A 17,342-nucleotide genomic window follows, 5' to 3' on the forward strand; every position below is an offset into this window, starting at 1 on the left:
CGTGTGCGGAGACGTGCGACGTGCGGCGTGGGCGATGTCGAAGCGCGCATGCAGGCCTCCGCACAGCGCCGCGCGCAACGCGTCGGGATCGTCGGCGATCACCGGAATCCGGAACGCTGCATCGAGCAGCGCCTGCGCGCATTGCATCGATGCATTGTCAGAGCCTGCGCGCGCGCCGCGTCGCGCGTCAGACGATGGTCGGGGTGATACCGCCGTCCACGCGCAGGGCCGCGCCGTTGGTCGCCGCCGACAGCGGGCTGGCCACGTAGGCGACCAGGCTGGCGACCTCTTCGGGTTCGATCATGCGCTGGATCAGCGAGCTGGCGCGTTCCTTGGCGAAATACTCGCGCTCCATGTCCGCCGGCGCCATGTCCGGATCGCTGGCGACGCTGCGCATGAAGTCCTCAATGCCGGCCGAGCGCGTGGTGCCCGGCAATACGGCGTTGACGGTGACGCGGGTGCCCTTGGTGGTCGCCGCCAGGCCGCGCGAGATCGCCAGCTGCGCGGTCTTGGTCATGCCGTAGTGGATCATGTTGGGCGGCACCAGCACCGCGCTTTCGCTGGAAATGAAGATGATCCGGCCCCAGTCGCGCGCCAGCATGCCGGGCAGGTAGTGCCGGGCCAGGCGCGCGCCGCTGAGCACGTTGACCTCGAAGAAGCGCATCCAGTCCGCGTCGCTGATCGCGCCGAATTCCTTGGATTCGTAGATGCCCAGGTTGTTGACCAGCACATCGACCTGCGGCACCGCGGCGGTGAGCGCCTGTGCGCCCTGCGCGGTCGCCGGGTCGGCGAGCACGCCGCGCACCTTGCCGCCGATCGCGCCGGCGGCGGCGTCCAGATTGGCCTGGTTGCGGCCGCAGATGATCACCTCGGCGCCTTCGGCGGCGAGCATGCGGGCGATGGCCAGGCCGATGCCGGCGGTCGCGCCGGTGACGAGGACGGTCTTGCCGTCGAGTTGCAGGTCCATGGGGACATCCTTCTTTAAGGGTGAGAGAAAGCGGCGCGGGCTGTGGTGGGCGCAAAGGCTGAAACGCATGCGGCCGGAAGCCCGTCATGCATGGCCGCCGCGAACATCGCCGGCGGTTGCCGGCCTGAAAAGGCGGCTCACTGCAGAGGGCATGCACGCCGCTGGGTAGGGGCGACGATAGGCCGCAATGGCGGATTTGATAATCCGCCGCGCCCGCCTATGATCCGTGAAACGAATTCACAGGTCGGCGCAATGGACAATCGGGTTGGCGAGATGCAGGTGTTCCTGCGGGTCGTGGATGCCGGCAGTTTCTCGGCCGCCGCGCGCCTTTTGCGCATGACTCCGTCCACGGTCAGCAAGCTGATCGGCCGGGTCGAGACCCGCCTGGGCGTGCGCCTGCTCGAGCGCTCGACCCGGCGTCTGTCGCTGACCGCCGAAGGCCAGGTCTACTACGAACGCAGCCTGTCGCTGCTCGCCGAACTCGACGACGTGGAGCGCGAGCTCGGGCGTGGCGCGGCCAGCGCCGGCGGCAGCGTGCGGGTCAACGCGTCGGTGGCGTTCGGCATTCTCGGCCTGGAGCCGGTGCTGCCCGCGTTCTGGCAGGCGCATCCGCAGATCGTGGTGGATCTTTCGCTGTCCGACGAGATGGTCGATCTATATCTGGACCGCACCGACGTCGCGTTCCGCGTCGGCGCCTTGCAGGATTCGAGCATGATGGCGCGGCCGGTCGGCGTGGCGCGCCGCAAGATCGTCGCCGCGCCGGCGTATCTGGCGCGCCACGGCACGCCGTGCAGCATCGACGAGCTGTCCCGGCACAGCTGCCTGGGCTTCAACTTCCGCCGCGCCGCGCCGGTGTGGCCGCTCGCGCACAGCGGCCGCATCGTCGACCGCACGGTGCAGGGCGCGCTGCTGGCCAACAACGGCGAAACGGTGCGGCGCATGGCCGTCGCCGGCATCGGCCTGGCGCGGCTGGGCGACTACCACGTGCGCGACGACCTGGCGGCGGGCCGCCTGGTGGAAGTGCTGCGCGAGGCGGTGCAAGGCGATACCGAGGAGATCCACGCGCTGTACCGCGGCGGCCCGCGACTGCCGCAGCGCGTGCGCGTGTTCCTGGATTTCGTGGTGCCGCGGTTGCAGGGGTTTCTGGCGGGGCGCTGATTGGGTGCCGGGACTGGGGATTCGGGACTCGGGACTCGCGGTCATGACGACTGACGAGTGGCCAGGTGAGGCGAGCGTTTCTCAGCAGCCGCGAGTTCCGAGGTTTTGCCGAGTCCCGAGTCCCTCGTCCCGAGTCCCGAATAACCCAACCGCTGAACGCATCGGCAATGTGAAGCCGCCCTTCATTGCATCGGCGGGCAACGGCCGCATCATCCAGGCAGGCAACACAGCGGAGACGCCGATGGCGACCGGATGGGCAAACGACGGGGCGGTGCAGGACCAGATCGACGCCACCGTGGAAGATGCGATCAAGCGCGCGCGCAGCCAATTGCCGCAGGGGCCGAGCCTGGCCCGGTGCGAGGACTGCGATGCGCCGATTCCCGAGGCGCGGCGCAAGGCGGTGCCGGGCGTGCGCCTGTGCGTGGCGTGCCAGGAAGCGCACGACCGCGAGCAGCACGAACACAGCGGCTACAACCGCCGCGGCAGCAAGGACAGCCAGCTGCGCTAGGGCATTTACGGACGGATCGCGTTCGGTTGCCAGCCCTCAAACGCAGAGCTGATTTTGCGCACCGCGGCCGGGTGCCGTTCTTTGCGCTTCCGCTGCGTCCGTGCGTCAGCGTGGCGCGATCGCTCGGGCTGGCTGACGCCTCAGAGGCTCAGTCGTCGTTGGCGGCGCTGCTGACCGGCGGCACCGGCCGCGAGTGCAGGGCGATGTTGAGCTGATCGACCACCATCGCCCAGTCGGCATCGTCCAGGCGCTCCTCGCGCAGCAGCTGCGCCTGCGCCGGGGTCCAGAACGGCGCCTCTTCCAAGCGCATCGTGTCCGGCAGCGGCGAGTGGCGGGCGATGAACTGGCGGATCTCGGTTTCGCTGTTGGGCAGGCCCAACTGGGCGAACAGTTCGGCAAACGGGTGGACGGGATGTTCCATGGGAGACCTTGTCGGCAGGGAGGGCGCGTCGCACGGCGGCGGGCTGACCGGCAACGATACCGATGCGCCGATCAGTGTCTTGTTAGGACGTGCGCTTGCTAGCCCAGCCCCGGCGGCACCGGGTGGCCGCGCCAGCGCCGCACGCTGCGCTGGAAGAACAGGCTGTTGGGGATCTGCAGCACGCTGTCGCGCTCGTCGCCGCGGTCCTCGTGCAGCGTGGTGTAGATCAGGTTGATGTCGATCACCTGGCCCTTGAGTCCGGGCTTTTCGCCGTTCTCGAGCAGCTCGATGTGGTCGAGCAGGCGGAACGGCCGCGTGGTGAAGATCAGCAGCGTGCAGAAGATGTTCGACAGCACGCTCCAGGCCGCGAAGAACGCCACCGCCGCCACCGCGGCGAAGCCGGTGAACGCGGTCCACAGCACGGTGCCGGACACGCCGAGCCGGTCCAGGATCATCAGCAACGCCGCGGTGTAGATCACGAAGCCGCTGCCGCGGCGCGCCATCATCACCAACTCCGGCGGCAATGCGTAGTGCGTGCCCAGGCGCCGGATCAGCCGCCGCAGCAGCGTGCGCAGCAGCCATGCGGCGATCACGATCAGCGCGACCTGCGCGCTCGGCACGATCAGGTCGAGCCAGCGATGGACCCAGGGCGGCAGCATGGCGTGGAACGAGGACATCGGCGGTTTCGGCGTGGCGGGGGAGGCGCGATGGTCGCAATCGTCGCCGTGTCGGGCAAGTGCGCTGGTGCGGCGAAGCCGATGCCTCGCTACCGCAGCGGCGCCAGCGCGTCGGCGGCGCCGTGCAGCGCCTGACTCAGCAGGCCTCCTGTTCCAGCGTGTCCCAACGTTCGGCGGAGATCTGCGGCAGCGCTTCCAGCGCCGGCATCGCGAACAGGAAGCCTTGGTACAGGTCGATGCCCAGGGCACGCAGCGCGCGGTATTCGGCAGGCGTCTCAACGCCTTCGGCGAGCACCCTGCAGCCCAGTGCCGCGGCCAGGCCGACGATGCTGGCGACGATGTGCCGGCGCGGCGCGCTGGCGTCGATGCCGCGGATCAGCGCCATGTCCAGCTTGAGCAGGTGCGGCTGGAACTCGGCGAGCAGGGTGAGTCCGGAGTGGCCGGCGCCGAAGTCGTCGATCGCGGTCAGGAATCCGCGCTGCGCGTAGTCGCGCAGGATCCGCACCACCTTGGGCAGGTCGCGGATGCGCTCGGACTCGCTCATCTCGAAGATCAGGTCGCCGGTCGGCACGCCGTAGTGCTCGGCCGCGGCCAGGGTCAGGCGGATGCAGGTCGCCGGTTCGTAGACCGCATTGGGAATGAAGTTGATCGACAGGCGGGTGCGCAGGCCCAGCCGCGCGGCGGTGGCGATGGCCTGCACCCGGCAGGTCTGGTCGAAGCGGTACAGCTGCTGCGGCCGCACCCGTGCCAGCACCGTGGCCGCGCTGCTGCCGTCCTCGCCGCGCACCAGCGCCTCGTAGGCGTAGATCGTACGGGTGTGCGCATCGACGATCGGCTGGAACGCCATGCGGATGCCGAAGTCGAGCGGTTCGCCATCGCGGCAGTTGCCGCAGGCCAGCTGGCCCAGTTCAGCGGAGAGGGATCGCAGGAGCATGCCGTGCGTCTACCGCTAGGGTGGGGTGAGGCCCGATTATCGGCCGGCGCCGTGAAGACGGCGCCGACATCGGCTGCGGCGTTGCCGCAGCGCGCCTGCTCAGCCGGCTTCGGCTTCGTCGACTTTCTTCAGCACGCGGGTGGTGCCGAGCACTTCGACGCGGCCGCCGGCCTTGCGGAACGCGGCCATGTCGGCCTCGATACGCTCGCGGCTGAGGCCTTTCTGCGCCTTGTCGCCGGCGCCGCTGCGTGCGGTCTTGGCGGTCGGGGGTGGGGTCTTGCTGGTGGGACGTGCCATGGTGGATCTCCTGGAATCAGTACATCGTCAGGGGAATGCCGCGCGCCAACTGGTCGTTGTGGATGCGGCGGATGTCGCGGCAATACGGGCCGGCCATCGTGAACTTGCGGCAGATTGCCGGGCGCTGTTCGTAGATCGAACAGCACATGCGCTTGTTGTCCACCGCCACGCACCAGCCGTCTTCGTCGCGCGCCATCACGTGCAGGCCTTCGGCGGTGTGCTCGGTGTAGTGCTCGGGGACGTTGTCGCCGGGCATCAGCAGCACGGTCAGGCGGCAGCAGATCGCGTCGCAGCGATCGCAGGCGACGGATTTTTCGGCTGCGGCGCGGGGCGTCGGCTGGTGCGCGCTCAAGTGGCGTCACCGGTGGGCGCGACGTCGCGCCGAAAACGCAGCACGCGGCCGCGGTAGGGCGGCAGATCGTCCGGACCCAGCGGCATTTCGCGCTGTTCGCTGAGCGCGTAGCCCTGCGTGGCCAGCGCGCGGGTCAGCGCCGCGCTGTTGCCGCGGCCCGGATCGGCGATCAGCACTTCCGCGCTGGCCGTGGCGTGCCGCGCCAGCAGGTCGGCGAGCAACGTCGGATGCTGGTGTTCGTACAGCACGTCGCTGCCGATGATCACGTCGAAACGGCCGAGGTCGGGATTGGGCTGGTCCCAGTCGAGACGGCGGTACGGCACGGCGGGCATGTCGTTGAGTGCGGCGTTGTAGGCAAGGAATACCTCGGTCAGCGGGTGGCGGTCGCTGGCGACGATGTCGGCGCCGCGGCGGCGCAGCACCAGGCTGGCCAGGCCGAGGCCGCAACCGATCTCCAGCACGCGCTTGCCGGCGACGTCGTACAGCGCCATCGCTTCGGCGAGCAGGCGGCCGGCCGGCCAAACGTTGCCGAACAGGCTCCATTGCGCCGAAGAGATGCCGGCGTCTTCGGCCAGCGCGTCGGGATCGGAGAACTGTTGGATATCGAGCAGCGAACGGATGCGATAGTCCTGGCCGCCCAGGTTGAGCGTTTGAATCTGGGTGGCGTAGCCGGACACAGGCGCTCCCGATGGGTCCGGCCCGAAAGCGGGACGGAGGCTGGCGCGAGAAGAGGGGCGAGTCGGGCGACAGAAACGGCCGGACGAGACGCGTGTAGGAACGTGACGCTGAAGCGTGACCGCGCATATTACGCCAGTCGCGCCCCTTGCGTATGAACGGAACCTGCGCTAGCGATTGCGTGCACGCTGGCCGCGGCGCGCCGCGATCGCCGCCGCGGCGGTGCTGCGGCATCCGCTGCGGCGCCGGCGCAATGCGAGAGTCCCGCCGCGCGTGCGAAGCGCCAGGCCGCGCAGCGCTGCGTGCGGTCCGCTGCGCTCAGGGCTGCGCGGCAGCCAGGGCCAGGCCCTGGACCACGCCGAACGAGGGGTCGCCATGCACCAGGCGCGCCTGCGGGAACGCGGCGGCGACCACCTGCTGGATGTAGCCGGCGCGCGACATGCCGCCGGTCAGGAACACCGCCGCCGGATCGCGGCCGATGTCGCTGCGGACCTGCGCGAGCAGTTCGCCCAGCGCGTCCAGATAGCTGCGCGCGGCATGGGCCAGTTCGTCTGCGCGGATCCGCACCTGCAGCCCGGTTTCGATGTAGTCCAGCGCCTCGTCGTGCTGCGCGCTGTCGCTGAGGCGGATCTTGCTGCGTTCCACCGCGCGGTACAGGCGCGCGGTGTTGCCGGTGTCCTGCAGCGCTTGCAGCCGGGTGTCGTAGGGACGCGGCACCTCGTCGTAGCGGTGCTGGCGGAAATCGCGCTGGCGGGTGGTGTCCTGCACCATCGCCGCTTCCACGTAGTGGTGCGTCGGCACGCGGGTGATGCCGCGGCCGAACAGCGGCATGTAGCTGGCCAGGCTCAGCGCCAGGTCGATGTCGGTGCCGCCGCGGGCGATGCCCCAGGCGCGGTGCACGTCCGGCGCGCCGTCGCCGCCGACGCTGGCATGGGCGATGTCGGTGGTGCCACCACCGATGTCCACCACCACCGCGTCGTGGCGCTCGCCGCTGCCGGCGTGGTAGTGCATCGCCGCGGCGGCGGGTTCTTCCAGGAACGCGATGTCGTCGAAGCCGGCGGCGAGCGCGGCGCTGTGCAGGATTTCCAGCGCCTGCGCGTTGCCGGCTTCGCCGATCGAGCTGCGGAACTGCACCGGACGCCCGAGCAGCGCGCTGCGCACCTGCAGTCCGAGTTGCTGCGAGGCGGTCAGGCGGATGTGTTCGAGGATGTGCGTGGCGATGCCGGTGATGGTCTGCCTGGCGCGCGGATGCAGGTTGTAGCCGAGCATCGATTTCGGGCTCTGCACCAGGCTGCCTTCGCCTTCGACGAAATACGCGTCCAGCGCCGCGTCGCCGTACACCGCGTTCTGCAGCAGCGCCGCGGAACTGCGCGGCTCGCGCATCTGCGCTTCCATCCATTGCCGGCGCACCACGCGGATCGCGTCGCGGCGCAGTTCGTCGCGGCTGCGTTCGCGCCCGGCGGCGGTCGCATCGCGGCGGCCGGCTTCGATCAGTTCGTCCACCTGCCGTTCCAGCGCCGGGGTCAGCTCGAAATCGGACGGATCGCGCATCACCTCAGGGAAGTACACCGTGGTGCGGAACTGGTGCTGGTCGCCGAAGCCGATCGGCACCACGCGGCCGTCCACGACCGCGGCGGCGGCGGAGTTGCTGGTGCCGAAATCGATGCCGAGTCTCATCGCGCTGCGGGCCGGGCAGGGGGCCGCGCACTGTGCGGCAAGCCGCAGCGCGGCGCAAGCCGGTCACCGTGCCGGCGGCGGCACGGTGCCGCAAATGCACGAGGCCCGCGATGGCGGGCCTCGTACGGATCCAGCGCTCGCTGCGGGCGGTTACAGCGCCGCGCCGGCGTGGCCCTGGTTCTTTTCCTGCTCGGTGGCCTCGCGCACGCCGGCCACTTCCACCGCGAAATGCAGCACCTGCCCGGCCAGCGGATGGTTGCCGTCGATGGTCACCAGTTCCGGGCCGACCTCGGCGACCGTGACCAGCAGCGGACCCTGGTCGGTCTGCGCCTGGAACTGCATGCCGGGCTCCAGGCCCTCGGCATCCGGGAACGAGCTGCGCGGCACCTGCTGCTTCAACTGCTCGTGGCGCGGGCCGTAGCCTTCGGCCGGGATCACGTCGACCTGCACGCGCTCGCCGGGACGCTTGCCGGTCAGCGCCTTTTCCAGCCCGGGCACGATGTTGCCGGCGCCGTGCAGATAGCTCAGCGGATTGTCCGGCGCGGACTGGTCGATCACCTCGCCCGCATCGTCGGTCAGGGTGTAGTGGATGGTGGCGACAAGACCATTGGCGATCTCCATGGGAAACCTCATTCATTGGGAAGAAGTGGGATACGCCGGCACAGTCACAGCGCGATGAGAGGTGCTACCCGGATACCCTAACGAAAAGCGGCGGCGGATCGCAAGTCGGCGCGCCGGTCGCGCGTTCAGGCGGGCGGCGCGCGCAGGGCGCTGCGCCGCGCCTGCCAGGCCGCAGGCGTCTGCGGTTTGACGAACAGCGCCTGCAGTTCCGGATGCTCGGCGCGCGCGGCGCGTTCGATGCGCTCGATGCAGGCTTCGATCTGCGCGGTGCTGCGCTGGTCCTCGAACTCGGCGCTGAGCGCGGCGACCACCTGCTCCGGCCCCATCTGCACGCTCAGCACGCCGTTGACCGCACGCACGTCCGGATCGGCGCCGGCGATGCGGCGCAATGCGTCGCTCAACGGGCGCGCCGCCGGCTCGCCGATCAGCAGGCCCTTGCTCTCGCGCGCCAGCAGGAAGGCCGAGCATGCGAGCACCGCGGCGATGCCGATGGAGGCCACGCCGTCCAGCTCCGGCATCTGCAGCCATTGCGCGGCCAGCAGGCCGAGCATCGCGATCAGCAGGCCGATCAGCGCGGCGCTGTCCTCCAGCAGCACGGTGAACAGGCTCGGGTCCTTGCTCTCGCGGAACGCCCGCACGTAGCCCATGGCGCCCTTGCGTGCGCGGAACTCGCGCAGCGACACCCACCACGAGCCGCCTTCGAACAGCATCGACAGGCCCAGCACCACGTAGTTGAGCGTGTGGCTGCCGGCCGGTTCCGGATTGCGCAGATGGGCGATGCCTTCGTACAGCGAGACCCCGGCGCCGAGCGCGAACACCAGCAGGGCGACGATGAAACTCCAGAAATACAGTTCGCGCCCATAGCCGAACGGATGCGTGGCATCGGCCGGCCGCGCGGCGCGGCGCAGGCCGTACAGCAGCAACAGTTCGTTGACCGTGTCCACCAGCGAGTGCACGCCCTCGCTGAGCATCGCCGAGCTGCCGGACAGCGCGGCGGCGACGAACTTGGCGATGGCGATGGCGAGATTGCCGGCGAGCGCGGCGTAGATCGCAAGGCGGGATCCGGAAGCGGCGGACATGGGCATTCCTGCGCAGAGGCGGCCTGGGCCGCGGCAGCGCGAGGCGGCGCGGAGCGGGCGGCTACAATAGCCGTCCTGCCGTCGTCGCCGTATCAAGGAATGCCATGCCTGCCGCACCCGCCTGTCCGCAATGCACCCTGCAGAACACCTATGTCGACGGAGCGATGTGGATCTGCGCCGACTGCGGTCACGAGTGGCCGACTGCAGCCGACAGCGCTGCCGCCACGGCGACGGTGGTACGCGACAGCAACGGCAACGTGCTGCAGGCCGGCGACACGGTGGTGGTGATCAAGGACCTGAAGGTCAAGGGCTCGTCGATCCCGCTCAAGCAGGGCACGGTGATCCGCGGCATCCGTCTGGTCGAGGACGATGCCGAACACATCGAAGGCCATTCGGACAAGATCAAGGGCCTGGTGCTGAAGACCTGCTTCCTGCGCAAGGCTTGAGTCGCGGTACAAAGGCGCGCGCCGAGATCGTCGCGCGCTGCGTGCAGCGGCGCGCCGCACGACGGTCGTCGCGCATGGCCGCGGGCGTCGCGGCCGTGGACCGGCGACGGCCCGTGGCGCCAGCGATCGCCGACGCCACGGACAGCACGCGCGTCGGCCGTGCCGGCCCTGCTCAAGCGCCGGCGTTCGCCCAGCCGTGCCGGCGCTGCGCGAACGCCCATGCCAGCACCAGCAGCGCCAGCGCCGCCCACGGCAGCGCGGCGGCGCCGGAACCTTGCAGCACCATGCCGCCGAGCACGCCGGCGCCGGCGATCGCCAGGTTCCAGCCGGTGACCACCATCGACTGCGCCAGATCGGCGGCGTCGCCGGCACGGCGCGCGATCGCGGTCTGGAACAGCGTGGCGCAGCCGCCGAACGTCACGCCCCAGACCGCCAGCGCCGCGGCCAGCAGCGCCGGCGAACGCGGCCACAGCGCCATCGCCAGCACGGCGAGCGCGAACAGGCCGATGCTGGCCAGCAGCAGCGGCCGCATCCAGCGATCGATCCACACGCCCACCGCGACGATGCCCAGCAGCGAGGCGACGCCGAACAGCAGCAGGTAGCGGTCCAGCGCGGCCGCCGCGGTCGACAGCGCCAGCAGCGGCGCCACATAGGTGTAGAGCAGGTTGTGCGCGAGCACGAACAGCAGCATCACCGCCAGCACCTGGGCGATGCCGCGCAGGCCCAGCACGCGGCGCAGCGGCAGCGCGGCGGTCGCTGCCTGGCCGGCGAAGTCGGGCAGCGCGGCGCGGGCCCAGCCGAGCAGGCCGAAACCCAGCAGCGACATCGCGCCGAACGTCCAGCGCCAGCCCCACTGCTGCCCGAGCAAGGTGCCGGCCGGCACGCCCAGCGCCAGCGCCAGCGGCGTGCCGACCATCGCCACCGCGATCGCGCGGCCCTGCTGCGCCGGCGCTACCATGCGGCTCGCGTAGCCGGCCAGCAGCGCCCACAGCAGCCCGGCGCTGACTCCGGCGAGCAGGCGCGCGGCCAGGATCAACGGATAGCTGGCGGACACCGCGGTGACCGTGTTGGCCATCACGAAGCCGGCGATGGCGAGCAGCAGCAACGGGCGCCGGCGGTAGCGCCGGGTGGCGGCGGTGAGCGGGATCGCCGCCAGCAGCGAGCCCAGCGCGTAGACGGTGACCAGTTGGCCGACCCAGGCCTCGCCGACGCCCAGCCCCGCCGCCATCTGCGGCAGCAGGCCGGCCGGCAGCGCTTCGGTGAGGATGGTGACGAAGCCGGCGCAGGCCAGTGCGAGCAGGCCGCTCCACGGCAGGCGCCGCGTTGCCGGCGGCGCGGTCGCAGCGGGCGCGGCCGGGCACGGCGCGAGGCAGTCGCCGCTCATGCCGACACCCCGCGCAGGCTGGCGTAGACCGCGTCGCGCAGCTCGACCACGAACGCACCGGACATGCCTTCGTACAGGGTGTTGGTCAGCGCCACCACGCTCAGCTGCCGCGCCGGATCGACGAACCAGGCGTGTCCGTAGGCGCCGCCCCAGCGCCAGCTGCCGGGCGCTTCCGGGGTCGCGGTCGGCGCGGGATCGCGCAGCACCGCGAAGCCCAGGCCGTAGCCCCAGCCGGGCCCATCCGCTGGGCCGAAGTCGCCGGCCTGGGCGCGACCCATCTCGGCCACCAGCGCGGCCGGCAGCAGCGGCGCGCCGCCGCCGCGCAGCGTCTCCAGCAGGCGCAGCACGTCGTCGGCGGTGCCGACCATGCCGGCGCCGGCGGAGGCGAACGCGTCGCGGTCCAGCGCGCGCGAGGCATGGAACACGATGCCGGCGCCGTCCGCGAACGGCGCGACGATTTCGCCTTCGCCCAGCCGATGCGGCGCCGGATCGCCGTTGACGTAGGGCACGGCCAGGCTGGCCGCGTCCTCGGCATGGAAGGCGGTGGCGTGCATGTCCAGCGGCGCGGTGACCAGCTCGCGCACCAGCGCCGGCAAGGACTGGCCGCTGGCCGCCTGCAGCACCGCGCCGGCGACGTCGATCGACAGCGAATAGCCCCAGCCGGTGCCGGGCGGGTACTGCAGCGGCACCTCGGCGAGGCGGCGCAGGTTGTCTTCCAGGCTCAGGCCGCTGTTGTCCATGCCATCGGAGACGCCGGCACGCGCATGCGCGCCGTGCGCCGGTTCGAGGAAGCGGTAGCCGAGCCCGGCGCTGTGGCTGAGCAACTGGCGCAGGCTGATGTCCGGCACCCGGCCATCGGCCAATGCGGGACGGAACCACGGCAGCCAGCGCGCGATCGGCGCATCCAGCGTCAGCCGGCCCTGCGCGACCAGGACCAGCGCGGCCGTCGCCACGACCAGCTTGCTGACCGAGGCCAGCCGGAACGTGGTGTCCTCGCGCATCGGCCGCTGCGCCTCGCGGTCGGCCCAGCCGGCGGCGCGGCGGTAGACGCAGCTGCCGCGGTGGGCGACCAGCACCACGGCACCGACCAGCCGCTGCTGGCGCAGCGCGGCATCGATCGCGGCATCCAGCGGCGCGGCGTGTTGCGGCGAAAGCGCTGGCGCTTGGGCCGGGGCAGGGGTGGCGACGGCGGAGGACATGGACATCGGCGCAACTCGTGGAGGAGGGAGGTGCAGCATGGGCGCATGCCGATTGCGGAAAAAGACGGGTAGAGTTCCTGGCTGTGAGGACATGAATGTCCGCAATGGTGGCGGTGCGATGGACAGTCTGGGCAGCCTGCGAGGCTTCGTACAGGTGGTGGAGAGCGGCGGTTTCGCCGAAGCCGGGCGGGCGCTGGGCGTGTCCGCGTCGGCGATGGCCAAGAGCGTCGCGCGGCTGGAGCAGTCGCTGGGCGCGCGCCTGTTCCATCGCAGCACCCGCAGCCTGACTCTGACCGCCGAGGGCCAGCTGTTCCTGGTGCGCTGCCGGCGCATCCTGGCCGAGGCCGAGGCGGCGCGCGGCGAACTGAGCAGCCTGGCCGGGACGCCGAAAGGGCGGCTGCGGATCAGCCTGCCGATGAACAACAACGTGCTGCTGCCGACGCTGGCCGGGTTCATGTGCGCCTATCCGCAGATCCAGCTCGACCTGGATTTCGACGATCGCCTGGTGGACGTGATCGAGGAAGGCTTCGATGCGGTGCTGCGTGTCGCCGAGCCGGACGATTCGCGGCTGGCTTCGCGGCGGCTGGGCAGCTTCCGGCGTTGCCTGGTCGCCTCGCCGGACTACCTGCAGCGCCACGGAACGCCGCAGCTTCCGGCTGACCTGGCCGCGCACCAGTGCCTGCACTACCGGTTCCGCAGCAGCGGGCGCCTGGAAGCGTGGCCGCTGGGTGCGGCGGCGGCCGGCCTGCAACTGCCGGTATCGATGGTCTGCAACAACATCGAAACGCGGCTGAGCCTGGCGCTGCGCGGCTGCGGCGTCGCCTTCCTGCCCGAGCACTCGGTGCGCGCGGAACTGGAGGCCGGCAGCTTGCGCACGGTGCTCGACGAACACGTCAATTCCATCGGCACCTTCCACCTGCTGTGGCCATCGGGCAGGCACATGCTGCCGAAACTGCGTGTGTTCATCGATTTTCTCGGCGAGCGGCTGACCCTTTAGGTCCTGGCGCGGGCCGGCCTGCGGACCGCCCTGGCCGCGGCTATGATGCGGACGGGCGCCGGGGGGCGCCGCCCAACCAGGGAGCAGGGGGGACGCATGGACAAGCAGGTTGTCGCGGCCGGCGGTCGCGTGGGGCGCCGCTTGGCAGGGCTGTTGCTGCTGTGCCTGCTGGCGCTGCCGGCGTGGGCGCGAATGCAGGAAGTCAAACCCGGGCAGACCCCGCAGCTGGCGGCGGACGAGGGCCTGGTGCTGGTCGCGGTGGACACCGCTATCGACCTCCAAGGCGTGGAGTTGAACAAGGACGGCAAGCTGTTCGGCGCCGGCACCATGTCCAGGCTCAAACCGGGCATCAGCTACCGGCTGTACATCGCCCCGGTCGGCGACTACGCCTGGCGCAAGGTGGTGCTGGTACCGCAGTTCGCCTACAACCTGCGCGACAGCGACGAGTTCCGTTTCCGCATCCAGGCCGGGCGCATCACCTATCCGGGCGACCTGCTGTTCCGTCCCACGTCCTTGTTCCGTGCCGACATGGGCATGGTCAACCGGTCGCTGGCGGCGATGGACTGGCTGCAGCAGACCCACCCGGCGCTGTGGTCCGGCTACGAACTGGCCTATTCGGGGCACTATCCCGATCCGTTCCCGCAGTTCTACCGCAAGGCGCTGGCGCAGCATCCGGGCGCCACGCCGGCCGCCAAGGTGGCATTGCGCGCACCGCCGGCGGCGAGCGCGTTGCCGATCGCGCCGGCCACGCTGTTCCGCGACAGTCTGGTCAATGCGCTGCGCCTGAATCCGCGCGGCGACCTGCTGGCGCTGCAGCTGCACGAGCGCAAGGACGAATGGCGGATCGAACTGCTGGATCTGCCCAGCAACGAGCAGCGCCTGCTGGCCACCAGCGTCGAGCCGATCAAGCAGCTGCTGTGGGCCGGCAACGACACGCTGCTGTTCAGCGTGCGCGTGCCGAACGGCCCGGACGTGGTGCGCGGCATGCGCGTGGACACCGCCGCCGACGGCACGCGCAAGTGGATGCCGCTGAACCTGCCCAACGGCGGCTACATCGTGGCCGCCTTGCCGCAGACGCCGGACACGGTGCTGTATGCCACCACGCTGCGCAACGGCGACACCGCGGTGCAGCTGATGGACGTGTCCAGCCAGGCGGCGATCGACCGCTGGCGGCCGCGCTACCAGGAGCGGTTGAACATCGGCCTGGAGCGCGACGTGGGCTGGCTGACCGACGGCAACGGGCGGCTGCGCCTGGCGGTGGTGCGGCGCGACGACGACTACGTGCTGATGTACCGCGACGGCATGGGCGCGACCTACCGCGACGTGATGACGCTCAGCGATCTGCGCGATTTCGAGCCGGTGGGTCTGTCCTTCGATGCGGGCGAGATCTACGCGGTGACCGACGAGGGGCGCGGCCAGCGCGATCTGGTGGCCTACGACGTCGCCGCGCGCAAGATCGTGCGCACGCTGTTCAGCCAGCCCGGGGTCGACGTCGTCGACCTGATCCAGGGCCCGCGGCGCGCGCCGATCGGGGTGACCTACTACGAGAGCGGGCGCCTGGTCAGCCACTATTTCGAGAGCGCCGACGAACGCCTCAACCGCGCGTTGAGCGCCGCGCTGCCCGGGCGCAACGTGCAGATCGCCGCGCGCAATGTGGACGGACGGCAGATGATCCTGTGGGCCGATGCCGCCGACCGCCCGCCGCAGCTGTTTCACCTGGATCTGGACAAGCGCGCCGCGGTGTCGATCGGCGAGGACATGCCGTGGTTGCAGCGCACGGCGTTCGCGCCCAGCGAGGTGATCAAGTTCAAGGGTCGCGATGGGCTGGCGCTGGACGCGTTCCTGACCCTGCCGCCCGGCGGCGGGCGCAAGCCGCTGGTGGTGTTCCCGCATGGCGGCCCGATCGGCGTGGCCGACGCGCTGGGCTTCGATCCGGACACGCAGTTCCTGGCCTCGCTCGGCTACGCGGTGCTGCGGGTCAATTTCCGCGGCTCCGACGGTTACGGCCGCGCGTTCCGCGAAGCCGGGCGCGACGGGTTCGGCACGCTGATCGAGGACGACATCGACGCGGCGATCGAACAGGCGCTGGCGCGCTATCCGCTGGATGCGCAGCGCATGTGCGTGCTCGGCGCCAGCTACGGCGGCTATTCGGCGCTGGTGATGGCGATGCGCTGGCCCGATCGCTTCCGCTGCGCGGTGTCGATCGCCGGGGTCGCCGACCGGATCCTGATCTATACCGCCAGCGATGCGGGCAGCCATGCGAAAGGCCGCGCCGAACTGGAACGCTGGCTCGGCGACCCGAACACGCAACAGGAACGGATGGTCAGCACCTCGCCGCTGTACCGCTACGACGCGATCAAGGTGCCGGTGATGCTGGCGCACGGACTGGAAGACCGGCGCGTGGACTACGAGCACACCCGGCGCATGCTGCGGATGCTGGACATGGCCGGCAATCCGCCGGTGGGGCTGAGCTTCGCCGGCGAGGGCCACGGCTTTGCCGATGTCGATCACCGTGCCGCGCTGTGGAGCGGTGTGGCCGGTTTCCTGCAGGCGCATCTGGCCGCGGGCGCACCGCCGCAGGCGGCGACGCCCTGACCGGCGACGGCGGCGGCACGCGATTCGCGCCGCCGCCGCACGCCCGCCCGGCTCAGTCCAGCGTCGGGTAGTCGATGTAGCCCTTGGCGCCGCCGCCGTAGAGCGTGTCCGCATCCACCGCGTTGAGCGGCGCGTCGCGGCGCAGCCGTTCCACCAGGTCCGGGTTGGCGATGAACGGGCGTCCGAACGCCACCGCGTCGGCGCGGCCGGAGGCGACGGTCTGCTCGGCCAGGGTCTTGTCGTAGCCGTTGTTGACCAGCCACGGACCGCGGAACTTGCCGCGCAGCGCGGCGTAGTCGAAGGCGATGCCGTCGCGCGGGCCGCCGGTGGTGCCCTCGATCACGTGCACGAAGGCCAGGCCCAGCGCATCCAGGCGCTCGACCGCGCGTTCGAACAGCGGCTGCGGGTCGCTGTCGCGCGCATCGTTGACCGGGGTCACCGGCGACAGGCGCACGCCGGTGCGCTCGGCGCCGATCTCCTGCGCCACCGCCTGCACCACCTCGAACAGCAAGCGGGTGCGGTTCTCGATGCTGCCGCCGTAGGCGTCGTCGCGATGGTTGCTGCCGTCGCGCAGGAACTGGTCGATCAGGTAGCCGTTCGCGGCGTGCACCTCGACGCCGTCGAAGCCGGCGGCGATGGCGTTGCGTGCGGCGTGGCGGTAGTCCGCGATCAGGCCGGGAATCTCGTCCAGGCGCAATGCGCGCGGTGCGGAGACGTCGCTGAAGCCCTCGGCGGTGTAGGTCTTGGCCTCGGCGCGCAGCGCGCTCGGCGCCACCGGCGCAGCGCCGTCCGGCAGCAGGCTGACGTGGGAGATACGGCCGACATGCCATAGCTGCAGCACGATCCTGCCGCCGCGGCGGTGCACCTCGGCGGTGATCGGCTGCCACGCGGCGACCTGTGCGTCGCTGTAGATGCCGGGCGTGTCCAGGTAGCCCTGGCCCATCGGGCTGATCTGGGTGGCCTCGGCAACGATCAGCCCGGCCTCGGCGCGTTGCCCGTAGTACGCGATGGCCAGCGGCGAGGGGATGCGGCCGTCGCCTTCGGCGCGGTTGCGGGTCAGCGGCGCCATCACGATACGGTTGGCCAGTTCGATCGCGCCCAGGCGCAGCGGCGTGAACAGCGGGGAAGCGGTAGCGGTCATCGGCAGGTGTTCTCGTAGAAATTGGGGGAGGCAAGGGCGACGCAGCGCCGGCGGCGCAGGCGTGCCCTCGATCAGATGGGGACGGCTGCGGCCGATTGCGCACGGGCGCGGTAGGACAGTGCGTTACCGGCAGAGGTCTGGCCGGCGAGGCCGTCGCCGTGTTGAGGCCGCCTGGAAAGCGCTGCAACGCGGTGTTGCGCGGGCGTGGGTTCAA

Annotated in this window: 18 protein-coding genes; 5 read left to right on the top strand and 13 right to left on the bottom strand. The window is 70.8% G+C overall.

Translation table 11 applies throughout. The annotated features are described in order from the left end of the window. Positions 1 to 187: 187 nt before the first annotated feature. The gene (locus NUG20_RS07540) at positions 188 to 967 is read right to left on the bottom strand and encodes an SDR family NAD(P)-dependent oxidoreductase (RefSeq protein ID WP_263397749.1); all 780 of its coding nucleotides are present in this window, start codon (positions 965 to 967) and stop codon (positions 188 to 190) included. Positions 968 to 1,219: 252 nt separating this feature from the next. Between NUG20_RS07540 and NUG20_RS07545 the strand changes: the two genes are divergently transcribed. Further along, complete coding sequence (locus tag NUG20_RS07545; RefSeq protein ID WP_263397750.1) at positions 1,220 to 2,125, top strand: LysR family transcriptional regulator; 906 nt, start codon at positions 1,220 to 1,222, stop codon at positions 2,123 to 2,125. A 241-nt stretch (positions 2,126 to 2,366) separates the two neighbouring features. Next, positions 2,367 to 2,633, top strand: coding sequence for a DksA/TraR family C4-type zinc finger protein (locus tag NUG20_RS07550; protein WP_263397751.1), 267 nt, complete (start codon positions 2,367 to 2,369; stop codon positions 2,631 to 2,633). A 148-nt stretch (positions 2,634 to 2,781) separates the two neighbouring features. On the opposite strand, the gene NUG20_RS07555 is transcribed toward NUG20_RS07550, so the two are convergent. The 9 genes from NUG20_RS07555 to NUG20_RS07595 form a co-directional block, all read right to left on the bottom strand. After that, positions 2,782 to 3,054, bottom strand: a complete 273-nt coding sequence (locus tag NUG20_RS07555; RefSeq protein WP_263397752.1) for a DUF2789 domain-containing protein — start codon at positions 3,052 to 3,054, stop codon at positions 2,782 to 2,784. Between the two features lie 98 nt (positions 3,055 to 3,152). Beyond that, positions 3,153 to 3,731, bottom strand: coding sequence for a mechanosensitive ion channel family protein (locus NUG20_RS07560; protein ID WP_263397753.1), 579 nt, complete (start codon positions 3,729 to 3,731; stop codon positions 3,153 to 3,155). A 136-nt stretch (positions 3,732 to 3,867) separates the two neighbouring features. Beyond that, positions 3,868 to 4,665: an EAL domain-containing protein gene (locus NUG20_RS07565; protein ID WP_263397754.1), complete on the bottom strand. Its 798-nt coding sequence runs from the start codon at positions 4,663 to 4,665 to the stop codon at positions 3,868 to 3,870. Positions 4,666 to 4,764: 99 nt separating this feature from the next. Further along, positions 4,765 to 4,962: a hypothetical protein gene (locus tag NUG20_RS07570; protein ID WP_179563732.1), complete on the bottom strand. Its 198-nt coding sequence runs from the start codon at positions 4,960 to 4,962 to the stop codon at positions 4,765 to 4,767. Between the two features lie 16 nt (positions 4,963 to 4,978). Next, positions 4,979 to 5,314 (bottom strand): YkgJ family cysteine cluster protein, encoded by a 336-nt coding sequence (locus NUG20_RS07575; protein WP_263397755.1) that lies wholly within the window; start codon positions 5,312 to 5,314, stop codon positions 4,979 to 4,981. Further along, positions 5,311 to 5,991, bottom strand: a complete 681-nt coding sequence (locus NUG20_RS07580) for a class I SAM-dependent methyltransferase (protein WP_263397756.1) — start codon at positions 5,989 to 5,991, stop codon at positions 5,311 to 5,313. Before NUG20_RS07580 ends, NUG20_RS07575 begins: the two co-directional genes overlap by 4 nt. A 316-nt stretch (positions 5,992 to 6,307) precedes the next feature. Continuing rightward, positions 6,308 to 7,666: an Hsp70 family protein gene (locus NUG20_RS07585; protein WP_263397757.1), complete on the bottom strand. Its 1,359-nt coding sequence runs from the start codon at positions 7,664 to 7,666 to the stop codon at positions 6,308 to 6,310. Positions 7,667 to 7,816: 150 nt separating this feature from the next. Beyond that, positions 7,817 to 8,287 (bottom strand): FKBP-type peptidyl-prolyl cis-trans isomerase, encoded by a 471-nt coding sequence (locus tag NUG20_RS07590; protein ID WP_263397758.1) that lies wholly within the window; start codon positions 8,285 to 8,287, stop codon positions 7,817 to 7,819. A gap of 125 nt (positions 8,288 to 8,412) precedes the next feature. Then, complete coding sequence (locus NUG20_RS07595) at positions 8,413 to 9,366, bottom strand: cation diffusion facilitator family transporter (protein WP_263397759.1); 954 nt, start codon at positions 9,364 to 9,366, stop codon at positions 8,413 to 8,415. Between the two features lie 104 nt (positions 9,367 to 9,470). On the opposite strand from NUG20_RS07595, the gene NUG20_RS07600 reads away from it, so the two are divergent. Next, positions 9,471 to 9,812, top strand: a complete 342-nt coding sequence (locus NUG20_RS07600; RefSeq protein WP_263397760.1) for a zinc ribbon domain-containing protein YjdM — start codon at positions 9,471 to 9,473, stop codon at positions 9,810 to 9,812. Between the two features lie 172 nt (positions 9,813 to 9,984). Here NUG20_RS07600 and NUG20_RS07605 read toward each other — a convergent pair whose 3' ends face one another. Next, positions 9,985 to 11,196 (bottom strand): MFS transporter, encoded by a 1,212-nt coding sequence (locus NUG20_RS07605; RefSeq protein WP_263397761.1) that lies wholly within the window; start codon positions 11,194 to 11,196, stop codon positions 9,985 to 9,987. Further along, positions 11,193 to 12,401 (bottom strand): serine hydrolase domain-containing protein, encoded by a 1,209-nt coding sequence (locus NUG20_RS07610; RefSeq protein WP_263397762.1) that lies wholly within the window; start codon positions 12,399 to 12,401, stop codon positions 11,193 to 11,195. Before NUG20_RS07610 ends, NUG20_RS07605 begins: the two co-directional genes overlap by 4 nt. 85 nt (positions 12,402 to 12,486) lie before the next feature. On the opposite strand from NUG20_RS07610, the gene NUG20_RS07615 reads away from it, so the two are divergent. After that, complete coding sequence (locus tag NUG20_RS07615; RefSeq protein WP_263397763.1) at positions 12,487 to 13,392, top strand: LysR family transcriptional regulator; 906 nt, start codon at positions 12,487 to 12,489, stop codon at positions 13,390 to 13,392. A gap of 96 nt (positions 13,393 to 13,488) precedes the next feature. Further along, positions 13,489 to 15,987: an alpha/beta hydrolase family protein gene (locus tag NUG20_RS07620; protein WP_263397764.1), complete on the top strand. Its 2,499-nt coding sequence runs from the start codon at positions 13,489 to 13,491 to the stop codon at positions 15,985 to 15,987. 52 nt (positions 15,988 to 16,039) lie between these two features. Here NUG20_RS07620 and NUG20_RS07625 read toward each other — a convergent pair whose 3' ends face one another. Then, positions 16,040 to 17,128 (bottom strand): alkene reductase, encoded by a 1,089-nt coding sequence (locus NUG20_RS07625; protein ID WP_263397765.1) that lies wholly within the window; start codon positions 17,126 to 17,128, stop codon positions 16,040 to 16,042. Positions 17,129 to 17,342: the final 214 nt, after the last annotated feature.

This window comes from Xanthomonas sp. CFBP 8443, assembly GCF_025666195.1.
Classification (GTDB): Bacteria; Pseudomonadota; Gammaproteobacteria; order Xanthomonadales; family Xanthomonadaceae; genus Xanthomonas_A.

What these genes read in the sequence shown, in the direction of transcription:
- NUG20_RS07540 (WP_263397749.1), bottom strand. Translation starts at nt 967, where the DNA reads ATGGACCTGCAACTCGACGGCAAGACCGTCCTCGTCACCGGCGCGACC.
- NUG20_RS07545 (WP_263397750.1), top strand. Translation starts at nt 1,220, where the DNA reads ATGGACAATCGGGTTGGCGAGATGCAGGTGTTCCTGCGGGTCGTGGAT.
- NUG20_RS07550 (WP_263397751.1), top strand. Translation starts at nt 2,367, where the DNA reads ATGGCGACCGGATGGGCAAACGACGGGGCGGTGCAGGACCAGATCGAC.
- NUG20_RS07555 (WP_263397752.1), bottom strand. Translation starts at nt 3,054, where the DNA reads ATGGAACATCCCGTCCACCCGTTTGCCGAACTGTTCGCCCAGTTGGGC.
- NUG20_RS07560 (WP_263397753.1), bottom strand. Translation starts at nt 3,731, where the DNA reads ATGTCCTCGTTCCACGCCATGCTGCCGCCCTGGGTCCATCGCTGGCTC.
- NUG20_RS07565 (WP_263397754.1), bottom strand. Translation starts at nt 4,665, where the DNA reads ATGCTCCTGCGATCCCTCTCCGCTGAACTGGGCCAGCTGGCCTGCGGC.
- NUG20_RS07570 (WP_179563732.1), bottom strand. Translation starts at nt 4,962, where the DNA reads ATGGCACGTCCCACCAGCAAGACCCCACCCCCGACCGCCAAGACCGCA.
- NUG20_RS07585 (WP_263397757.1), bottom strand. Translation starts at nt 7,666, where the DNA reads ATGAGACTCGGCATCGATTTCGGCACCAGCAACTCCGCCGCCGCCGCG.
- NUG20_RS07590 (WP_263397758.1), bottom strand. Translation starts at nt 8,287, where the DNA reads ATGGAGATCGCCAATGGTCTTGTCGCCACCATCCACTACACCCTGACC.
- NUG20_RS07595 (WP_263397759.1), bottom strand. Translation starts at nt 9,366, where the DNA reads ATGTCCGCCGCTTCCGGATCCCGCCTTGCGATCTACGCCGCGCTCGCC.
- NUG20_RS07600 (WP_263397760.1), top strand. Translation starts at nt 9,471, where the DNA reads ATGCCTGCCGCACCCGCCTGTCCGCAATGCACCCTGCAGAACACCTAT.
- NUG20_RS07605 (WP_263397761.1), bottom strand. Translation starts at nt 11,196, where the DNA reads ATGAGCGGCGACTGCCTCGCGCCGTGCCCGGCCGCGCCCGCTGCGACC.
- NUG20_RS07610 (WP_263397762.1), bottom strand. Translation starts at nt 12,401, where the DNA reads ATGTCCATGTCCTCCGCCGTCGCCACCCCTGCCCCGGCCCAAGCGCCA.
- NUG20_RS07615 (WP_263397763.1), top strand. Translation starts at nt 12,487, where the DNA reads ATGAATGTCCGCAATGGTGGCGGTGCGATGGACAGTCTGGGCAGCCTG.
- NUG20_RS07620 (WP_263397764.1), top strand. Translation starts at nt 13,489, where the DNA reads ATGGACAAGCAGGTTGTCGCGGCCGGCGGTCGCGTGGGGCGCCGCTTG.
- NUG20_RS07625 (WP_263397765.1), bottom strand. Translation starts at nt 17,128, where the DNA reads ATGACCGCTACCGCTTCCCCGCTGTTCACGCCGCTGCGCCTGGGCGCG.